The sequence below is a fragment of the Micromonospora sp. NPDC005172 genome, from assembly GCF_040608555.1.
Lineage (GTDB): Bacteria > Actinomycetota > Actinomycetes > Mycobacteriales > Micromonosporaceae > Micromonospora.
Genome location: NZ_JBEXIL010000010.1, coordinates 84,430 through 104,196, shown reverse-complemented (window position 1 = coordinate 104,196; position 19,767 = coordinate 84,430). Strand labels below are relative to the sequence as shown.

The following is a 19,767-nucleotide window of genomic DNA, read 5'->3' as shown; positions in this document are numbered from 1 at the left end:
CGACGGCGCGGGGTGCGGCCGGGACGCCGCGGTGCGTACAGTTTCGGGTCGGACTTGGGGTGGGCCGGCGAAATCCGGCACAGGAAACGGGACGAGACAACGACGCATGACGGTGGACAACATTCCCGACAACGCTCAGGGCGGCATCGACCGGAACCGGCTGGAGACCTGCCTGAGCGTCTTCGAGGCGTTGGAGGCCCTTCCTCCCGACCACCCCGACGTGGTGCGGGTGCAGCGGGCCACCGCACGGCTCTACAAGGTGATCAAGCAGCGGCGTCGTGAGGAGCGGCGCGACGCCATCCTGGCGGCCGACCGGGCGGTGACGGAGGCCACGGCCACCGGCGCTCCGGGCCGGATCGACGACGAGACGCAGGGCATCCCCCTCGCCTCCCCCACCACCGGCACGACGGCGGGGCTCCTGCACAACCCGCGCGGCTGCTACATCTGCAAGCAGCGCTACCGCGAGGTGGACGCCTTCTACCACCAGCTCTGCCCGTCCTGCGCCGCGCTGAACCGGGAGCGCCGGGACGCCCGTACCGACCTGAGCGGCCGGCGCGCCCTGCTCACCGGCGGGCGCGCGAAGATCGGCATGTACATCGCGCTGCGGCTGCTGCGCGACGGCGCGCACACGACGGTGACGACCCGGTTCCCGCACGACGCGGTCCGCCGGTTCGCCGCGATGCCCGACAGCGCGGACTGGCTGCACCGCCTGCGGGTCGTCGGTATCGACCTGCGGGACCCGGCACAGGTGATCGCCCTCGCCGACTCGGTCAGCAGCCAGGGCCCTCTCGACATCCTGATCAACAACGCGGCGCAGACGGTCCGCCGGTCGCCCGGGGCGTACGCCCAGCTCGCCGCCGCCGAGGCCGCAGCCCTGCCGGACGGTCCCCTGCCGGAGCTGATCACGTTCACCAAGCCGAGCGGTCCAGGCGGCAGCCTCACGGCCGGGTCGTCCGCCCTCACCCCGCACGCGCTCACCGCACTGGCGTTGACCAGTCGTTCCGCCTCACCGGAGCGGATCGCGGCGTCCACCGCCATCGACGCCGGTGGGCTCGTGCCGGACCTCGACCCGGTCAACAGCTGGGTGCAGCGGGTGCAGGAGGTCGACCCGGTCGAGCTGCTGGAAGTGCAGTTGTGCAACGTCACCGCACCGTTCGTGCTGGTCAGCCGGCTACGTTCGGCGATGGCCGCCGCGTCGGCCCGCCGCAAGTACGTGGTGAACGTCTCCGCGATGGAGGGTCAGTTCGGTCGCGGCTACAAGGGTCCGGGGCACCCGCACACCAACATGGCCAAGGCCGCGTTGAACATGCTGACCCGCACCAGCGCCCAGGAGATGCTGACCGACGGCATCCTGATGACCAGCGTCGACACGGGTTGGATCACCGACGAGCGGCCGCACCCGACGAAGATGCGAATGGCCGACGAGGGGTTCCACGCACCGTTGGACCTGGTCGACGGCGCGGCGCGGGTGTACGACCCGATCGTGCGCGGCGAGCAGGGCGAGGACCTGTACGGCTGCTTCCTGAAGGACTACGCGCCATGCGCCTGGTGAGACGACGAGGAGACACCCATGCCAACTGACAACGAGTCCTGGCCGACGCTGGACGAGCTGCTGCGCGAGGAGGAGGAGCTGGAGCGTACCGGCCTGTCCGAGACCGACGCGTACGAGCTGGGGATGCGCGCCGTGGCCGCCGCGAGCGAGCGGGGACTGCCGGTCGCGGTGGGCGTGTGGCGGGCGGGGCGACAGTTGTTCCACTGTGGCCTGCCCGGCTCGACGCAGGACAACGACGCCTGGCTGCGCCGCAAGGGACGGGTGGTGATGCGGTTCGAGCACTCCTCGCTCTACATGGCCCGACTCTGCCGGGACAGGAACGTGACGCTGACCGAGCGCTACGGCCTGCCGGCCGCCCGGTACGCGGCCGCCGGAGGCGCGCTGCCGCTGCGCGTACGCGGCACCGGCGTGGTGGGTTGGATGGGCGTGTCGGGGCTTCCGCAGGTGGAGGATCACCGCTTCGTCGTCGACGTCCTGCGCAAAGCCGCGCAGTAGTCGGCGAACCCGCCGCCCACCAGGCTCCTGGCGGGCGGCGGGGCGCATCGGTCAGCCCGCGCGTCGGTTGGCGCGCACGGCGCCGAGGATCACGCCGGGGGTGGCCAGCGACAGCGGGTGCGCGCGCATGGAGACGACCTCGTTGAACCGGCGCGCGATCGCCACGTCCGTGACGGTCGCCGTGAGGATCTGCCGGCTCGCCCAGCTGGTGACCCGGTAGCCGCGCGGGTAGGGCCCGTCGACGTGCGGCAGCGCCAGGTCGGCGGAGGTGGACGTCGACCAGGCGGCGTCGACCACGACCTTCTGCAGGTCGAGGAAGTGCCGGGCGGGGACGCTCAGGTCGGGCCCGGAGCGCAGGTACGCCGACAGGCAGGCCGCGTGCAGGGCCGCCGCCGTCATGCCCTGCCCGTAGACCGGGTTGAACGACGCCACGGCGTCGCCGACGCTGACGAGCCGCGCCGGGAAGCGCGCCAGCGCGTGGAAGTCCCGTCGCCGGCTGTCGGCGTGGTGGTAGGTCTGCACGTCGCCGAGCATCTCCTGATCGGCGAGCTCGCCGAACTCGGGTGGGAACTGCTCGCGCAGCCGCCGGACGAAGTCCTGCGCGGTACGTCCGGGCCGGTCGTCGCCGTAGCCGGCCATCATGGCCATCCACCGGTCGTCCTCGATGGCGAAGAAGGCGGCGCCGGCGACGTCCGTCATCGTGCCCGGGGTGTGCAGGGCCATGACGACACGGGTCTGCGGGCTCTGCTCCGGGCGCCGGAACAGCGCGGTCGCGTAGTTGAGGTGCACGGGCATCCGGCGGGTGGCGGGGCGCTCCCAGCCGGTCTGCTCCAGCCAGTCCGAGAGCCGGCTGGACCGGCCCATGGCGTCGACCACCAGGTCGCCGCCCTCGACGCCGGCTACCCCGTTGACCTCACAGCGCACGCCGGTGACCGCGTCGCCGTCGACGGCGAGCCCGGTGGCGCGGGCCGTGACCGTCTTGACGTTTGGCAGTCGGAGCACCTGCTGACGGATCAGCCCCTCCAGCAGCGGCCGGCTGCCCGCCAGGCTGTCGTCGTCGTCGGGTACGACCACCTTGCGGCGACCGTCGAGGTAGCTGCGTCGGGTGGCGGGTGGCGCCTCGACCGCGCCGTGAGCCAACGCGTGCTGGCGGAACCCGGGAAACAACTGCTCCAACTGCAGGAGACCGCCGGGCAGCAGCGCGTGCAGTTGGGTGCCCTGGGGCACGCCGGGCCGCGCGCCGCTGACCTGCGGGTCGTCGCGGTCGATGAGGACCACGCTCTCGGCGTGATCGGACAGGACCCGGGCGGCGAGCAGGCCGGCGACGCTGCCGCCGACCACCACCGCCTTGCCCAGGATCGGGTTCGGCTGCTCGGGGAGCCGCACGGCGTTCAGTGCGGCGAAGGCCCGAACGGGGGAGAGGGACATGGTGCTCTCCAAAGGAGTACGAGGCGGGGCACCCTCCCCCGGGTCTGCCGCACGGACAGACCGGCGGCGCCGGCCAGTCGACAGGATGCCCGACGATCGTTGCACAGGCGGTCACGGTCGCCCGTACGGCCCGCTCGGTTGTCGGAAACCGGCCAGAACGCTGGACGCCACCGGCGTACGGGTGATCGGGGTTGGCGTACCAGTTCGGGTCTGTCAGCATCACCGGCATGCCTGTCGCTCGTCGTACCCTGCTCGGGGTTGGCTTGGCCGCTGCGGCCTCCGCCCTCACCGGCTGCGGCGACGGCGGCGGTGAGTCGCCGGGCGGGGCCGACCCGGGCGGCACGGTGACCGCCACCGACGCGGCGGGGAACAGGGTGGGGTTCGGCGCCGCCGGGAAACCGGCGGCCTCCTCGTCGGGTACGCCGAGCACCTCCCCCACGGCCGGCGCGGGCGCGGCGGGCAACCAGGCCCGGTACGCCGCGGACGTGACCGCGCTGCTGAGGCGGCACCTGCCCGCCTCACCGCAGACCGTCACGCACCACGGTTTTCCCGGTGCGGTCGCCGTCGTGCTGGTCAACGGGAAGGTGACAGTGCACACCGCCGTCGGGGAGGCCCTGCGCTACGCGGCCGGCCCGAAACTGCTCACGGCGAAGAGCCGGGTCGCGATGCGCCCGGACTCGATCTTCGATCTCGCCTCGGTCACCAAGGTCTACACCGCCATCCTGCTGCTCCAGCAGGTCGACAAGGGCCGCGTCGACCTGGACGCCCCGGTGCGCGACTACCTGCCGGCGTTCACCGGCACGGGCAAGGACCGCATCACCGTCGAGATGCTGCTCACCCACACCAGCGGCCTCCCCGTCGGCGCCAAGGTCACCGGCCTGTCCGACAACGCCGCCCGCTGGAAGGCGGTCCTCGCCACCCCGCTGGTCTCGGGCGCGGTGCCCGGCGACACGTTCCGCTACTCCAGCGTCGGCGTCATGACCGCCGGCAAGATCGTCGAGAAGGTCACCGGCAGCCGCCTCGACCAGGCGCTCAAGGCGAATCTCACCGGTCCCCTCGGCCTGCGCGACACCGGCTTCAACCCCACGACCTGGCTGTCGGCCACCGACAGGTCGGCCCGGATGGTCGCCACCGACGCCCGCTCGTCCCGCGGCCTGCTCCGCGGCACCGTGCACGACGACGTCGCCAACAACCTCGGGGGCGTCGCCGGTCACGCGGGTGTGTTCGCCAGTGCCAGCGATCTCGCGGCCGTCGGCCAGATGCTCCTCGACGGTGGCACCTACCAGGGCCGGCGGGTCCTCGCCGCCGGTACGGTGCGCCGGATGCTGACCGACCACAACGCGGGCAAGCCGGCCGTCGACCCCGAGCGCCCGCAGCGCACGGCCGCCCACGGTCTCGGCGTCGTCCTCGACCAGCCGTGGTTCATGGGCCGGCTCGCGTCGGTGAGCACCTTCGGCCACACCGGCTTCGCCGGCCCCTCGCTGCTGGTCGACCCGGGCCGCAAGCTGGTCCTGGCCCTGCTCACCAACCGGGCCCACCCCAACTGGTCCTGGGCGAACCCCGATCCGGTCCGGGCGGCCGTCGGCGACCTCCTCGCCTCGTCGGTCAGCTGAGCCGGACTGCCAGGAGTCAGCCCCCCACGGCGGCCGGTTCCCGGTCCCGGCGACGCCCCGCGTAGCTGACGATTCCCACGCCCAGCCCGACGACCGCCAGGACCAGTCCCACCCGGGCCGGCGCGAGGTAACCGAGCCCGGCGGCGATGGCCACGCTGCCCAGGGCCGCGCCCAGGCTGTTCGCGATGTTCATGGCGGACTGGTTGAGGGCGGCACCCATCAACTGGGCGCCGGGAGCGACCGTGATGAGGCGTGCCTGCAGGACCGGACCGAGGTAGAGACTCGTCGCGCCGACCAGGAACGCGCCCACGAACAGACCCACCGGATGCGACGCGACGAGACTGAACACGCCGATGCTGGCGATCATCGCGACGAAGCCGATCAGCTGGCTGCGACGCAGGTCCCGGTCGGCGAGCCAGCCGCCCAGGGCGTTGCCGACGGTCATGCCGAGGCCGACCGCGACCAGCACCCAGGGCACTGTCGCGGCGGAGAGGCCGGCGACGTCGGTGGTGACCGGCGCGATGTAGGAGTCGACCGCGAAGAACCCGGCGAAGCCGATCGCGCCGGTGGCCGCGACCAGCCAGACCTGCGAGGTCCGCAGCGCGCGCAGTTCGGCGGCCGGCGAGCCGTCCGCCGCCGCGGCCACCTCCGGGACGACCGCCAGGACCGCCAGCAGCGTGAGCAGGAAGACCCCGGCGATGACCAGGTACGCCGTCCGCCAGCCGGCTGCCTGCCCGAGCCGGGTGATCAGTGGTACGCCCACCACGTTGCTCACGGTCAGGCCACCGAGCACGGTGGCGAAGCCCCGCGCCTCGTTGCCGGGGCCCATCAGGGTCGCCGCGAGCAGGCCGGCAGCGCCGAAGTACGCGCCGTGCGGCAGCGCGGCGACGAACCGCGCGACGAGCACCAGCTCGAAGTTCGGGGCGGTCGCGGAGGCGATCGTGCCGACGGCGAAGAGGACGAGCAGTCCGAGCACGAGCCTGCGGCGGGGCAGGCGCGCGCTGAGCGCGGCGATCAGTGGAGCGCCCACGACGACGCCCAGCGCGTACGCCGTGATCATCCAGCCTGCCGTGGCGACGGCGTCCGACGAGGATCGGGCGTAGTCCTGGGCGAGCAGGTCGCGTGCCATCTCGGGCAGCAGGCCCATCGCCACGAACTCCGTCAGGCCGACCGCCACGCCGCCCAGTGCCAGGGCCGCCAGCGCCGCGAGGCGCTGACCTCTGCTCAGTCCGTTCACCGAGCGAATTTAGCAACAGCGTTGCGTAATAGGCTGGCGAGATGACGCGCACCACAGCCGACGTGACGTTCCTGCGCGGATACAACCAGGCGCTCGTCATGGCCGTGGGGCGCACCGCGCGGACGTTCGAGCGGTCGACTGTCGTCGCCGCCACCGGCCTGACGCCGCAGGCGGTCTCCAAGGTCATCGCCCGCCTGACCGCCGACGGGCTGATCCGCCCCGCCGGCGTCCGACGCCCCGGCATCGGCAAACCCGCGGTCGTCTACGAGTTGGTCCCCGACAGCCGGTACGCGATCGGCGCGCACGTCGCCCGGCGCACGCTGCGACTGGTCCTGGTCGACCTGGCCGGCGTCGTGCGCCACTCGACGGTCAGCCCGCTGCCGGAGGACTTCACCCCGGAGCAGCTCCTCGACGCCCTGAGCGCCGGCATCGACGCGATCACCGCCGACACCGCGCCGCGGAGCCGCCTGACCGGGGTGGGTCTCGGCATGATCGGGCCACTCGACCACGCGAACGGGCTGGTCCGCGACGCACACGGCCTGCGGCACTGGCACGACGTACCGCTGCGCGCGTTGGCCGAGGCGCGGCTGGGGCTGCCGGTGCACCTGGACAAGGACGTGACCGCCGGGATCACGGCCGAGGCGTGGCGGCAGGGTGCGGCGTTCGGTGACGCGGCGCTCATCATGGTCGAATCCGGCATCGGCGGTGGCTTCTGGCTGGGCGGCGCCGCCCACCGGGGCGCGCACACCAACGCCGGTGAGTTCGGGCACACGGTCGTCGCCCTGGACGGGCCGGGCTGCGTCTGCGGACGGCACGGCTGCCTGGAGGTCGTCCACCTGCGCGCCACCGAGGCGGGGGACATCGCTCGTGCGGCCCGCGTCCTGGCGATCGGCGTCGTCAACCTGCTCCAGACCCTCGACCTCGCCCACGTGGTGCTGGCCGGTGCGGATCTGCTACGCCACGCGGAGGTCTACCGCGCGGCGGTCGAGCAGGCCGTCCGCACGGACGTGCAGCGCACGGACTGGCTGGCCCCGACGGTGACCCTGTCCAGCCTGGGCGCGGACGTGATCGCCGCCGGCGCCGCGATGCAGGTCCTGGACCAGCTCTACGGCATCCCCGACCTCACCCTCGGCACCCCGCCCACGACCGTGCGACAGCACCGCCCCACGGGCGACTACCGCGGTGCGGCGTCCGTGTAGACGCAGCCGTTGCCCGGGGCCTCGCTGGCGCTGATCACCGCGTCGAGCCGGTCCCTGACCTGGGCGAGTTGGCCGATCTGCCGGGTGATGCGGTCACGTTCGGCGTTCAGCAGGGCACGGGACTGCGGAGTGTTGACCTTCGCGTCGACACAGGGCAGCAGATCCAGGATCGTCCTGCTGGACAGGCCCGCGGCGTACAGCGTCTGGATGAGCTGGACGCGGTCGACCGCGTCCTGGTCGTAGTGGCGCTGGCCGCCGCCGCTGCGCCCGGGGATCAGCAGCGACTGTTCCTCGTAGTAGCGCAGGGCACGCACCGACACACCCGTGCTGGCGGCGAGCTCTCCGATCCGCACGACCCCTCCCCTCACCTGGCGACGCCGACGATACTACCTCTCACGTCAGCGTCAGATTCCAGCGTGGTTCAGGGGCTGCCGGCGCGGGGCGGTTCCTGCCGACGCACGCACCCGTACGCCTGCGGACCGGGAGGGTTGGCGTACCCCTCCCGGTCCGGACCACTGCGACGTTCGTCGCAGTCGGTCAGCGGGTGTACGGGCCGTTGACGACGCCCGCTGTCGGGTGCTGGGCGGTCCTGCCCTGCGCCCAGTCGCCTGTCGAGTCGGCAGGGGCGGCCTGCCCCCTGCTCGCGTCGAAGTCGTAGGCGCTCTCCGCGTGCAGAACCTGGTCGATGCCGGTGACCTCGTCCGATCGCGGCACCCGGAAGCCGATCGTCATATCAATGATCTTGACGAGCAGCCAGGTCAGCGCCACCGAATACGCGGCGACGGCGAGGGCGCCGACCGCCTGCTTCCCCAGTTGCCCGGCACCGGCACCGGCGACGAGGCCGTCGGTCGTGTCGAACACTCCGATGAGCAGCGTGCCGACGAAACCACCGACCGCGTGAACCGCCACGACGTCCAGCGTGTCGTCGTAGCCGAAGCGGTCCTTGAGGCCGACGGCCAAGGCGCAGACGACACCGGCGATGACACCGATGGCGATCGCACCCCAGGTGTTCACGACCGCACAGGCGGGGGTGATGGCCACCAGGCCGGCGACCGCGCCCGACGCGGCGCCCAGGGAGGTGAAACCACCCTTGCGTACGCGCTCCCAGAGAAGCCATCCGATCATGCCGGCACCGGCCGCCACCTGGGTGTTCATGAAGGCGACGCTGGCGGTGCCGTTGGCGGCGAGAGCCGAACCGGCGTTGAACCCGAACCACCCGAACCACAGCAGGCCCGAGCCGAGCATCACGAGCGGCAGGCTGTGCGCCCGCATCGACTCACGCCTGAAGCCGACCCGGTTGCCGAGGACGAGGAGCGCGCCGAGGGCGGCCATACCGGCGTTGATGTGGACCGCCGTGCCTCCGGCGAAGTCCTTCACGCCGAGCTTGAAGATCCAACCGTCGGCCTGCCACACCCAGTGGGCCACCGGGAAATACACCACGGTCACCCAGAGCGCGACGAACAGCATCCACGCGCCGAACTTGGCACGGTCGGCGATCGCCCCGCTGATCAGCGCGGGCGTGATGACGGCGAACATCATCTGGAAGACCGCGAAGGCGAGCACCGGAATGCTGCCCGTCAACGTGGTGTCCGAGATCCCGCTCATGCCCACGTTGCCCAGGTCACCGACGAGTCCGCGTCCACCGACGTCATCGCCGAAGGCGAGCGAGTATCCGTAGGTCACCCAGAGCACGCTGACGATGCCCAGGCTGATGAAGCTCATCAGCAGCATGTTGAGAACGCTCTTCACGCGAACCATGCCGCCGTAGAAGAACGCCAGGCCCGGGGTCATCAGCATGACCAACGCGGCGCTGATCAGAACGAATGCGGTATCCCCCGCGTCGAAGCCGTCTGGCATCGAGATGCACTCCATGTCGTGGTAGCTGCCGCAGCAGTGCGGCGTGGTGAATGTCGTCCGCGGACCGTGGTCCGCGTGCCTCACACGAGGTCGGCGGCCTCCAGCGCGCTGCAGCAGGTGTCGACGATGAGGCGGGTGACGGTGTACGGGTCGACGTTGGCGTTGGGCCGACGGTCCTCGATGTAGCCCTTCTTGTCGATCTCCACCTGCCACGGGATGCGGACGGAAGCACCGCGGTCGGAGACGCCGTAGCTGTACTCGTTCCAGGGCGCCGTCTCGTGTGCGCCGGTCAGGCGGGCCTCGACGCCGGCGCCGTAGTTGCGGATGTGCTCCGCGGGCTTGTCGCCCCGACCGAGGGCCTCGCAGGCCTCGATGATCGCCGGGTAGTTCTCGCGCATGGCGCGCGTCGAGAAGTTGGTGTGGGCGCCGGCGCCGTTCCAGTCACCCCGCGCGGGCTTCGGCTCCAGGGTCGCGGAGATACCGAAGTCCTCGGCCGTGCGGTGCAGGAGCCAGCGGGCGATCCACAGCTGGTCGGAGACCTCCAGCGGGGACAGCGGACCGACCTGGAACTCCCACTGGCCGGGCATGACCTCGGCGTTGATGCCGGAGAGGGACAGGCCCGCGGCGAGGCAGTTGTCCAGGTGCTTCTCGACCACCGCGCGGCCGTAGATCTCGTCCGCGCCGACGCCGCAGTAGTAGCCACCCTGCGGAGCCGGGTAGCCGCCGTCCGGGAAGCCGAGCGGGCGGGAGCCCTTGAAGAACGTGTACTCCTGCTCGATGCCGAACAGCGACTCCTGGGCGGCGAACTGCTCCGCCACCGGGCGCAGCAGCGCCCGCGTGTTGGACTCGTGCGGGGTGCCGTCGGTGTTGAACACCTCGCAGAGCACCAGCAGGTGCGCCCCACCGCGGATGGGGTCGGCGTAGGTGGCGACCGGCTCGAGGACGCGGTCGGAGCTGCTGCCCTCGGCCTGGTTGGTGCTGGAGCCGTCGAAGCCCCACGTGCCCGGTGCGACGCCGTCCTCGATGATCTTCGTCTTCGACCGGAGCTTCGCGGTCGGCGCGGTGCCGTCGATCCAGATGTATTCAGCCTTGTACGCCATGGGTCTCTTCTCCTGTGAACGGGCCGGATGGCCCACGAAATCGTGATCGGTGGAACCGACGGTTCAGACCGCCGCGAGCGGCGCGTCGGTTCGCACGGGGGTGGCTGACGCCTGGCTCTCGCCCAGCGTCGACCCGAGCAGCGCGACAACGTTGTCGTGTGCTCCGCGTTCGGCGTCGGAGAGCGCAGTGCCTCCCCAGCGGTCCCGCAGCGTTGGATCGGCTCCGCGGTCCAGGAGGTACTGGACCACGTCGAGGTTTCCGTCGGAGGCAGCCAGGTGCAGCGCGGTCCGCCGGTCGTAGTCAGCGGAGTTCGGATCCTTCCCCGCGGCCAGCGCGAGCCGGACGTACTCCAGATCGCCGTGACTGGCGGCCCAGAGCAACCGCGTGGTCGACGCCACCTCGTCCTCGTTCCTGCCACGACGCGGGTCGCGTTTGCCGGAGTCCTCGCCGGCGGCCAACGAGTCGTAGACGTGGAAGTTGAACCGGTTGATGAGTTCCTTGCAGAACGCGACTCCCCGGACGGAGTTGCCGAGCGCGTCGAGGCGGGGCGACCAGACGCAGACGCCCATCACGCCGGGAACCACGATCATCAGTCCGCCGGAGACACCGCTCTTGGCCGGCAGACCGATCGTGAAGGCGAACTCCCCCGAGTAGTCGTACATCCCGCACGACGACATCAGCGACAGGCACTTGCGCGCGGTGTCGGCGGAGAAGATCCGCTCCCGGGTCAGGGGGTTGACACCACCGTTGGCGAGCGACGCGGCAACGACCGACAGCGACCGCGCGTCGACCTCGATGGAACAGCACTGGAAGTAGAACTCCAGCGTCTCGGTGAGGTCGGTGCCGTCCGGAAAGGCCCGGTGTTCGCGCATGAAGTACCCGAGAGCGAAGTTCCGATCCGCCGTACGCCGTTCCGAGAGATAGATGGCATTGTTGAAGCCGACCGTCCCGCCGCCGGCCAATCTGCGCCATGTCTCGGCGACGTGGTCGAAACGGTCGGCCATCTCCCAACTCGGGCGCAGCAGCGAGCAGCACATGATCGCGCCAGAATTGATCATCGGGTTGTGCGGAAGGCCCTCGTTGTTCAATGTCAGCTCGTTGAACCCGCGACCGCTGGGCTCCCGTCCCACGTGCCGGTGAACCTGTTCGGCACCGTGCTGCTCCAGCGCGAGACAATAGTTGATCGGCTTGCAGACCGACTGGACGCAGAACGGGGTCTCCGCATCCCCCACCGCGAAGCGCTGCCCGTCGGTGGTGCACAGCGCGATCCCGAAATTCTCCGGATCGACGCGGCCGAGCTGCGGGATGTAATCGGCGACCTGCCCCCCGTCGACACCCCTGAGGCCCTCGTAGATCGAGAAGATCTCCGCCTGCAATGCGGCGAAGTCCGGAATGACGAGGTCCCCGCGAAGTGACCTTTCGATGACACCGCCACTCGTCCTGCACCACGCGATGAAGCGAGACATGTCGATGCGTGTCGGACCGACGCCGCTGGTGACGGACCGCACCTCGACCAGGCGCGGGTCCGTCTCGGAGATGCCTGCGGCTCGCAGCCGGTCGACAAGTTCCCGCACCGCGATCGTTCCGTCGTCGTCGACCGCGAAAGATCCGAACAACTTCCCGTACTCCGCGGCTGCGAAATCGTCGAAGCCGGACGGCTCAAGGCCGTGGGACCACGCCTGATCGGGACGACGTGGCGCGGCTCTGGTTTTCCTGGTCGCGGGCATAGCGTGTTTCAACTACTCCGTAATTGTCGGTGACGGCGTGGTGGCGACGCCATGACGCGGCAGTCCCGCTCTGGTGGCAGTCGACCCACCCACCTTCGAAAGACTAGGAAGGGCCGGTGTACGGCCGCTGGATTTCGACTTACCGGCGACTGGTCCCGGCATCCGCACCATCGCGGGTGCCGGGACATGTGAGTGAATTGGGGCGGCGGCGCACCTTCGCTGGCCGAATTCCTTACCGGTACGGTGATTTCCCGCACACCAGAGAGAGTGAGCAGGTTGTGAGAATCGTTGTGGTGGGCGCCACACAGGGCATTGGCCGCGAATTGGCCGCCGAGTACGCCAGGCGGGGCAATGAGGTGATTATTACCGGACGGGCGGCGGAACGGGCCGGTGTCGAGGCGAAGCGACTCGCCACCGAGACCGGGGGCCCGGTGTCCGGACTGGCGCTCGACCTGTCCCACCCGGAGTCGGTCGCGGAGGCGCTCAGGAGTGTGGAGCGAGTGGACCGGGTCGCCGTCGCCGGCATGATCCGGGACCGGAACACCGTAGCGTCCTTCTCGGTGGCGGAGGCGGTGGCACTCGCGACCACCAAGATCGTCGGCTATGCGGCGGTGGCGGCCGCCCTCCGCGACCGCCTCGCACCGGGTGCCGCCGTGCTGCTGTTCGGTGGGATGGCGAAGGATCACCCGTACCCCGGCTCCACCGTGCTGTCCAGTGTCAATGCCGGGGTGGTGGGCCTGGTGCGCACCCTGAGCGTGGAACTCGCCCCGGCACGGGTCAACTCGATCCACCCGGGCGCGGTCACCGACAGTCCCGCGTGGGTGGACAAGCAGGCCGTCCTCGACCCGCTGCGCAGGATCTCCCTGACCGGGGAGCTGCCCACCATGCGGCAGATCGTCGACGGATGCGTCTTCCTGCTGGAGAACGCGGCTGCCAACGGCGTCAACCTCACCCTCGACGCCGGGCGCGCGTAGCCCCTGCCGGGGCCGCCACGACAACGGCCGGTCTCCCCGGATCCGGGGGTGACCGGCCGCCGCCGTGACCTGACCGTCAGAGCTTCGCGGCGCCCGCCTCGGCGGCCTCCCGCACCGCCGAGGTACGACGAACCTCGGCCCGCTGGTCGCCCGCGTCCTCCCGGTCGGCCGCGGCCATCCGGGCCGCCCGGTTGGCGCTCGGCGCGGCCTGGTCGCCCGTCACACCGCCCCGGATGCGGTTGTTCGCGGCCACCTGCGCGGCCGGGTTGTTACCCGTCACGGTCAACTGACCGTTGATGATGTTGTCGTCGACGGTGACGCCACCGGTGGTGCTGGTGACGCTGACGTCCGTGCCCCAGTAGCCGCCCGAGGCGCAACTGTCGAGGGCGCCGTTCGGCCCGAGCTGGACGCCGCCGAGGTTGCCGGCGAAGGTGGCCCTGCCCCGGACGGCACTGCCGCACACGACGCTGCCGGTGGCGCTGTTGAGCACCGACAGGGTGCCGTCGACGAACGAGTCGTGCACGTCGGTGTAGTAGGTGCCGGTGCTGCTGAGGTTGCGCGTCACCTGCGTGCCGTCGTCGAGGCGTACCTCGCCGGCGCCGACGGTGACGTTGCCGCCGATCGTCGACGCCTCGGCGAACAGGAAACTGTCGATGGTCGCCGAGCCCTTCGGCCGGACGGTCAGCGCACCGGTCTGCGCGTTCTTCAGGAAGAGGCCGTAGCCACCGGCGGCCACCACCACCTGGCCGTCGACTGTCGTGTCGGTGGCGTCGAGGTAGCCGTCGGCGGCGACGCGTACCTCGCCGCTGACCCGGCCGCCGGTCACCACCAGGTTGGCGCCGGCAGCGACCGTGACGTTCCCGGTGATGGTGGTGCCGGTCAGCGCGCAGGACTCGCCGGCCGGGACGAGCAGGTCGTTGGGCACGGTCACCGCACCGCCCGTGCCGATGCAGTGGGTGACCAGGTCGGCGTGGGCGGTGGGCGCCACGGCCAGCACCGAGGCGGCGATGACGGCGCTCACGGTGGCCAGCTTGGCGACGGTACGTCCGGGCATCGTGGTACTCCCTCTCGATGGGATTCGGGTGCTCATGCGCCGACGTCCGATCGGGCCGCGGCCCGGACGATGGCGCCCTGCTGGCGCTTGTTGAGCGTTCCGGCGGTCACCAGCGCGGCGGTGACCGCCTCGACGTGCCGGACGAAGTCGGCGTGGCCGGGGTAGTCGGCGTGCTCGTCGATCAGATCGTTGATGGTGCAGCCGTCGCCGGTGTCGACGTTGGCGACTCCGGTGTCGGCGCCGTCGATGACCACCGTGTCGCGGGTGTCGGACGCGGGGCAGGCATCGGTGCCGTCGGCCACCACCGTGAACGTCGCCGACTGCTCGGCGGAGGTGTTCTGCGCGGTGTCGGTCGCCCGGTAGCGCAGGGTGTGCGCCCCCACGGTGCGGACGGTGACCGGAGCGGTGTACGCGGTCCACGCGCCCGCGTCGAGGGCGTACTCGATCTTCGCCACACCCGAGTCGGCGTCGGTGGCCGTGACGGTCACGGTCGCCGCGCCGACGTACGCGCCGTCGCCGTCGCGGTCGCCGGCCACCGTGGCCGTGACGGTGGGTGCTGTGGTGTCCTCGGCCGGCGGCGCGACGACCGTGAAGTGGGCCATCTGCTCGGCCGAGGTGTTGCCGGCGACGTCGGTGGCCCGGTAGTGCAGCATGTGCATCCCGGCGGCGGTCACCACGATCGGGTTCGTGTACGCCGTGAAGGCGGCGTCGTCGAGGGCGTACTCGATGGTGGCGACCCCCGAGCCGGCGTCGGTGGCGGTCAACGTGGCGGTGGCCGTACCGACGTAGTTGCCGTCGCCGTCGCGGTCGCCGGCCAGCGCGGCCGTGACCACCGGCGCGGTGGTGTCCTCCTCGGTCGGCTCGACGACCCGGAACGACACCGAGCCGACCGCGCTGGTGTTGCCGGCCTGGTCGGTGGCGCGGAACTGCACCGAGTGGTCGCCGACCGCGCTGACCTGCACGGGCTGGGTGTACGGCTGGAAACTGGTGTCGTCGACCTGGTATTCGACTGTCCCCACGCCGGAGTCGGCGTCGGTGGCCGTGACGGTCACCGTCGCCGCGCCGACGTAGTTGCCGTCGCCGTCACGGTCACCGGACACGGCGGCGGTGACGGTCGGTGGCGTGGTGTCGCCGCCTCCCCCGCCGTCGGTGACCACCAGCTCGCCGACCATCTGGCTGTGGCCGGGGATCGAGCAGAAGTAGCGGTACCGGCCCGGGGTCAGCGTGACGGTCGCCTGGTGGCGGCCGTCGTTGGCGTCGAACGGGCTGGCCAGGATGTTGAGTGTGACGTCGTGGTTGTAGCCCTCGGTGGACGTGTCGAAGGTCAGCGTGTGCGGCATGCCGGTGGTGTTGCCGGTGGCCGCGCTGTTCTCCCAGATGATCGTCGTCGCGCCGGCCACCGCCGTGGTGGGCGTGGACTTGTAGCGCGTGGTGTTGTCGTCGGCGGTCCAGGTCAGCACCTGGTCCGCGGCGGCGCGCGGCGCGGCGGACGCGGGCGGCGCGGCCAATGGTGCGGCCAAGAGCATGAACGCCGCCAGCGCTGCCGTGAGTCGTCGAATCATCGTCTCTCCTAGAGTTCCCGCACGCGGATGTTGCGGAACTCGGTCAGGTCGTTGTCACCGTGGTTCTGCAGGCCGATGAAGCCGCGCAGAAGCTGCCGCAGGTCGGTCGGCGGGTCGCCGGCCCGGGACGACTGCTTGCCCGGCGTGTTGTCGAACTCGTTGATCACCACGCCGTTGCGGATCATCGTGTAGTGCTGCCCGACCACCCGGATCTCGTAGTCGTTCCACACGTTCTTCGGCGTGACGCGGGCCTCGGCGAGTGACACCGGGTCGAAGTTGTAGACCGAGCCGGTCTTCTGCGGCTCGCCGCTGTCACCGTCGTAGATCTGGATCTCGTGTCCGCAGTAGATCGCCATCCAGGCCGTCGAGGTCCGTGCCGACCCGATGGTTCCGCAACTGCCCGGTGGCCGCTGCTCCAACGGAACCCGCAGGTCCGGGAACCGGATGAAGACACCGGTGTTGGCCCGGTTGGTGCCCGGTGCGATGTCCTTGAACTGCACCTTCAGCGAGAAGTCGCCCAGCTCCTTGGTGTGCCAGAGCATGCCGAGCCCCCCGCTGGAACGCAGTGCCCCGTCGGGCTGGATGCTGAACGACCCCGTCGGCGCCTGCTGCCAACCGCGCAGCGACTCGGCGGTGCCGTCGTAGAGCGGCTCGTACCCGGTGCGACCGTCCCGGCCGATGTCGGACGCGGCGGCCAGGCGGGTGAGCGTGCCCGACTCACGGGCGTTGAGCAGACCGTCGTCCTGCAACGTGCGGGTCACCGCGCTGACGTGCCGGACGAAGGCGTTGTGGTCGGGCCAGGTGCTCTCGTCGTCGATGAGGTCGTTGATCGTGCAGCCCTGCCCGACCGTACGACTGGGCACGCCGGTGTCCGTGTCCCCGAGCCACACCGTGCCCCGGGCGTCGGGCACCGCGCAGCCGACCGTGACCGTGGTCCGCACCGTCGCCGTCTCGCCGTCGGCGTACGTGACGGTGAGCTTCGCGGTGTAGGTGCCGACCTTGGCGTACGTGTGTCGGGGGTCGGCCTCGGTCGACGTGGCGCCGTCGCCGAACTCCCAGCGGTGGCTGACGCCGCCGGACTTCGAGCCAGTGAACGCGATCGTCAACGGCTTGTTCTGCACGGCCACCGAGGTCGCGGCCGGCGCCGGGGTGGGCGCGCCACCGGTGTAGCTGATCCGGATCAGCTTCTGGTTGGGGTGCAGGCTGAAGAACCCGCCTCCGTAGTCGAGCAGGTAGAGCGCGCCGTCCGGGCCGAACTTGGCGTCCATCCAGCTCTGCAACCGGTTGTCGCCGTTGCCGCTGGGGATGATCGCCCGCAGCGACTCGGCGTACACCGGCGGGGCGGCCTGCGGCACGCCGGCCTCGTCGACGGTGACCGCGACCCGGTTGGCCGCGTTCGACTGGTCGCCGATGAGCCACTTGCCGTCCCAGTGCTCCGGCCACGCGACGCCACTGTCGGTGTCGACGAGGCTGCGGTGGTAGGTGGGCCCGGACATGATGGCCTGCCCGCCGCCGCGCAGGTACGGCTGGGTGTAGGTGGCGTCGGCGGCGACGTAGGTGGGCAGGCCGCTGCCGTCGGTCCGCTTCGGGAAGACCGGACCGCCGCCGTCGGGTGAGTACCAGATCATGTTGTCCCGGGCGGCGGGGATGTCCACCAGGCCCGTGTTGCGCGGCGAGGTGTTCGTCAGGTTGTCGCAGTCGTACCAGCCGGTCAGCACGGTGGCGTCGGTGTTGCTGCGGTCCCGGTACGGCTGTCGGTCACCCATGCAGTACGGCCAGCCCTGGTTCCCGGCCGAGGTGATGATGGTGGCCGTCTCGTACTTCGCCGGGCCGAGGGTCGGGCTGGGCGACGGGGCGTCGGGGCCGACCCAGCCGGCGGTCAGCCACTGGTGCACCGGGTCGATCTGGAGGCGGGCGATGTTGCGGACGCCCATCACGTAGATCTCCGGCCGGGTCTTCTCGGTGCCCGGTGGGAAGAGGTTGCCCTCCGGGATGGTGTACGTGCCGTCCGACTCCGGGTGGATCCGGATGATCTTGCCGGCGAGGTCGTTGGTGTTACCCGACGTGCGGCGCGCGTCCTGGAACGAGGTCCCCTGGTACTCCTGCGTCCAGTTGTTGCCGGAGTATCCCTGCGACCCCTCGGAGGAGTTGTTGTCGCCGGAGCCGACGTAGAGGTTGCCCTTCGCGTCGAACGCCATGCCGCCGCCGGCGTGACAGCAGCTGTGGATCTGCACCGGGAACTGCAACAGGTCCTTGCGGGTGCCCTGGTCGATGGTCTGCGCCTGACGGTCGTACGTGAAGCGGGAGACGGTGCGCTGCCCGATCCGCTTCACCCGGTCGATCGACTCGTGCGGCATCCAGTAGACGTAGAGCCAGCCGTTCTCGGCGAACGTCGGGTCGGGCACGATGCCGAGCAGCCCCTCCTCGTTCTTCACCAACTCGGAGCCGCTGCCCCGGTTGCCCATCACCTCCAGGGTGGTGAGCAGCTTGGCCTGCTTGGTGCGCGGGTCCCAGGCGTGGATGGTGCCGCAGCCCTTGCCGACGTTCGGGTCGTTCCAGTCCTCGATCGGACCGCTCGGGCAGGCCGCCTTGCCGACGTAGAAGACGGTGCCGTCGGGCGCGATGGTGAGTCCGTGCGGCTCGCCGATCTGGTCGAGCTGCCCGGTCTGGTTCGCGGCGGTGAGTCGCTCCACCTTGTAGTTCGCGGCGATCGTCGCCTGGCAGTCGCCGCGTACGCGGCCGGTGGTCCAGTTCAGCGCCCCGGTCAGGTGCGCGCGGAACGCCTCCTCGCCGTAGCTGCCCTCGGTGTGGCCCATGCCGGTGTAGAAGGACCGACCGCCGTCGTAGTCCCGGCACCAGGACACCGGGTGGAACGGGCCGTTGGCGCCGGGGCCCGGGTCGTAGTGCCGCTCCTGCACCTGGGCGAGGGTGTGCACCGAGCCGAGTGGGTTCGGGTCCCAGTTGTCCCAGCGGTCCGAGCGGGTGAGGGTCAGCGGCAGCGACGCGGTGGCCGGGTGTTTGCGGTCCAGGATGTCGACCACCGCCCGGTTCACGGGGGTCGGCGGCGGCGCGGTGGCCGCGCCGGTGAACAGGCGCAGGTCGGCGAGCTGGATCAGCGGCTCACCGCTGTTGGCCGTGATGGTCAGCCGGTAGCGGGTGAACTCCTGCGGCGTGGCGATGTCGAACCGGCGGGTCTGGAACCGTTCCGCGAAGCTCTGGTTGGTGCGCTGGTCCAGATCGGACCAGTTCTGACCGTCGGTGGAGCCCTGGAGGGTCCAGTCCTTCGGGTCCCGCCCGACGAAGTCGTTGGCGGACGTCAGCGCGTACCCGGTGATCCGTTTCGGCGCGGCCAGCTCGTACGTCACCCACGCGGTCGGGGTGCGGACCAGCCACTTGGTGTTGGCGTCGCCGTCGGTCAGCTTCTCCTTGGTCTCGGTGGGCGGGTTCTCGCCGCTGGCGGTCACCCGGGCCACCGGCTCGGCCACCGGGATCGCGCCCGCCGGGCGGGCACCGATCAGGCCGGTGAACCAGGCCGAGTCGACCTGCGCGCGAGCGGCGTCGGCGATGCCGACGAAGCCGCCGCCGGCCTTCATGTAGGCCTGCAGCGCCGACTCCTGGTCGCGGTTGAGCGCGGCGCCCGTCGCGGACAGGAAGACCACGCTCCGGTACGCGGACAGCCCGGCAGCGGTGAACACAGCCGGGTCCGTGGTGGCTGTGACATCGATGTCATGACTGACCGCAAGCTGTCGGATGGTGTCCACGGCGCGGGCCACCGGGTCCTGCTGCTCGGTCACCGGCCCGTGGAACACGAGCACGGCCGTCCTGGTCTGCTGCGCCTGCGCTGGCGCCGCGGTCACCGCTCGCGGCGCGGCTGCCGCCGCCGCGGCCGTGGTCGTGGCTGGGATCAGCGTGGCGAAGGCCGCTATCGCGGCGAGGGCTCGTCGTACGTCTCTGGTCATCCCCGTCCC

The 19,767-nt window shown here is 71.0% G+C and carries 14 protein-coding genes; 5 read left to right on the top strand and 9 right to left on the bottom strand.

Going from position 1 to position 19,767, the window contains the following annotated elements:
* The first annotated feature begins 106 nt into the window (after window positions 1-106).
* Together ABZV06_RS09565 and ABZV06_RS09560 are read left to right on the top strand one after the other, a co-directional pair.
* Complete coding sequence (locus tag ABZV06_RS09565) at window positions 107-1,552, top strand: SDR family NAD(P)-dependent oxidoreductase (protein ID WP_355240965.1); 1,446 nt, start codon at window positions 107-109, stop codon at window positions 1,550-1,552.
* An 18-nt stretch (window positions 1,553-1,570) separates the two neighbouring features.
* Window positions 1,571-2,047 carry a heme-degrading domain-containing protein gene (locus ABZV06_RS09560; RefSeq protein ID WP_355240962.1) on the top strand — a complete coding sequence of 159 codons (477 nt, stop codon included), beginning with the start codon at window positions 1,571-1,573 and terminating at the stop codon, window positions 2,045-2,047.
* A gap of 51 nt (window positions 2,048-2,098) precedes the next feature.
* Here the strand turns inward: ABZV06_RS09560 and ABZV06_RS09555 are convergent, their stop codons facing one another.
* Window positions 2,099-3,475, bottom strand: coding sequence for an FAD-dependent monooxygenase (locus ABZV06_RS09555; protein WP_355620116.1), 1,377 nt, complete (start codon window positions 3,473-3,475; stop codon window positions 2,099-2,101).
* Between the two features lie 227 nt (window positions 3,476-3,702).
* On the opposite strand from ABZV06_RS09555, the gene ABZV06_RS09550 reads away from it, so the two are divergent.
* Window positions 3,703-5,088 carry a serine hydrolase domain-containing protein gene (locus ABZV06_RS09550; protein ID WP_355620113.1) on the top strand — a complete coding sequence of 462 codons (1,386 nt, stop codon included), beginning with the start codon at window positions 3,703-3,705 and terminating at the stop codon, window positions 5,086-5,088.
* Window positions 5,089-5,104: 16 nt separating this feature from the next.
* Here the strand turns inward: ABZV06_RS09550 and ABZV06_RS09545 are convergent, their stop codons facing one another.
* The gene (locus tag ABZV06_RS09545; protein WP_355620110.1) at window positions 5,105-6,325 is read right to left on the bottom strand and encodes an MFS transporter; all 1,221 of its coding nucleotides are present in this window, start codon (window positions 6,323-6,325) and stop codon (window positions 5,105-5,107) included.
* Window positions 6,326-6,366: 41 nt separating this feature from the next.
* On the opposite strand from ABZV06_RS09545, the gene ABZV06_RS09540 reads away from it, so the two are divergent.
* The gene (locus ABZV06_RS09540; protein WP_355620107.1) at window positions 6,367-7,524 is read left to right on the top strand and encodes an ROK family protein; all 1,158 of its coding nucleotides are present in this window, start codon (window positions 6,367-6,369) and stop codon (window positions 7,522-7,524) included.
* Here the strand turns inward: ABZV06_RS09540 and ABZV06_RS09535 are convergent.
* The 4 genes from ABZV06_RS09535 to glsA form a co-directional block, all read right to left on the bottom strand.
* Entirely contained in the window at window positions 7,500-7,877 is a 378-nt protein-coding gene (locus ABZV06_RS09535) for a MerR family transcriptional regulator (protein ID WP_355240948.1), read from the bottom strand. The two genes, ABZV06_RS09540 and ABZV06_RS09535, sit on opposite strands and share 25 nt — an antisense overlap.
* A gap of 184 nt (window positions 7,878-8,061) precedes the next feature.
* The gene (locus ABZV06_RS09530; RefSeq protein WP_355620104.1) at window positions 8,062-9,381 is read right to left on the bottom strand and encodes an ammonium transporter; all 1,320 of its coding nucleotides are present in this window, start codon (window positions 9,379-9,381) and stop codon (window positions 8,062-8,064) included.
* A gap of 80 nt (window positions 9,382-9,461) precedes the next feature.
* Window positions 9,462-10,481 carry a glutamine synthetase gene (gene glnII, locus ABZV06_RS09525; RefSeq protein ID WP_355240943.1) on the bottom strand — a complete coding sequence of 340 codons (1,020 nt, stop codon included), beginning with the start codon at window positions 10,479-10,481 and terminating at the stop codon, window positions 9,462-9,464.
* A gap of 63 nt (window positions 10,482-10,544) precedes the next feature.
* On the bottom strand, window positions 10,545-12,098 hold the full coding sequence (gene glsA, locus ABZV06_RS09520) for a glutaminase A (RefSeq protein WP_355620101.1): 1,554 nt from the start codon (window positions 12,096-12,098) through the stop codon (window positions 10,545-10,547).
* Window positions 12,099-12,502: 404 nt separating this feature from the next.
* Between glsA and ABZV06_RS09515 the strand changes: the two genes are divergently transcribed.
* Window positions 12,503-13,183: an SDR family oxidoreductase gene (locus ABZV06_RS09515; RefSeq protein WP_355240937.1), complete on the top strand. Its 681-nt coding sequence runs from the start codon at window positions 12,503-12,505 to the stop codon at window positions 13,181-13,183.
* A 76-nt stretch (window positions 13,184-13,259) separates the two neighbouring features.
* Here the strand turns inward: ABZV06_RS09515 and ABZV06_RS09510 are convergent, their stop codons facing one another.
* From ABZV06_RS09510 to ABZV06_RS09500, 3 genes are read right to left on the bottom strand one after another with little or no spacing between them, the layout of a single operon-like run.
* Entirely contained in the window at window positions 13,260-14,237 is a 978-nt protein-coding gene (locus ABZV06_RS09510) for a hypothetical protein (RefSeq protein ID WP_355240934.1), read from the bottom strand.
* 32 nt (window positions 14,238-14,269) lie between these two features.
* Window positions 14,270-15,799: a plastocyanin/azurin family copper-binding protein gene (locus tag ABZV06_RS09505; RefSeq protein ID WP_355240931.1), complete on the bottom strand. Its 1,530-nt coding sequence runs from the start codon at window positions 15,797-15,799 to the stop codon at window positions 14,270-14,272.
* Between the two features lie 8 nt (window positions 15,800-15,807).
* Complete coding sequence (locus ABZV06_RS09500) at window positions 15,808-19,758, bottom strand: ThuA domain-containing protein (RefSeq protein WP_355620098.1); 3,951 nt, start codon at window positions 19,756-19,758, stop codon at window positions 15,808-15,810.
* Window positions 19,759-19,767 lie beyond the last annotated feature (9 nt).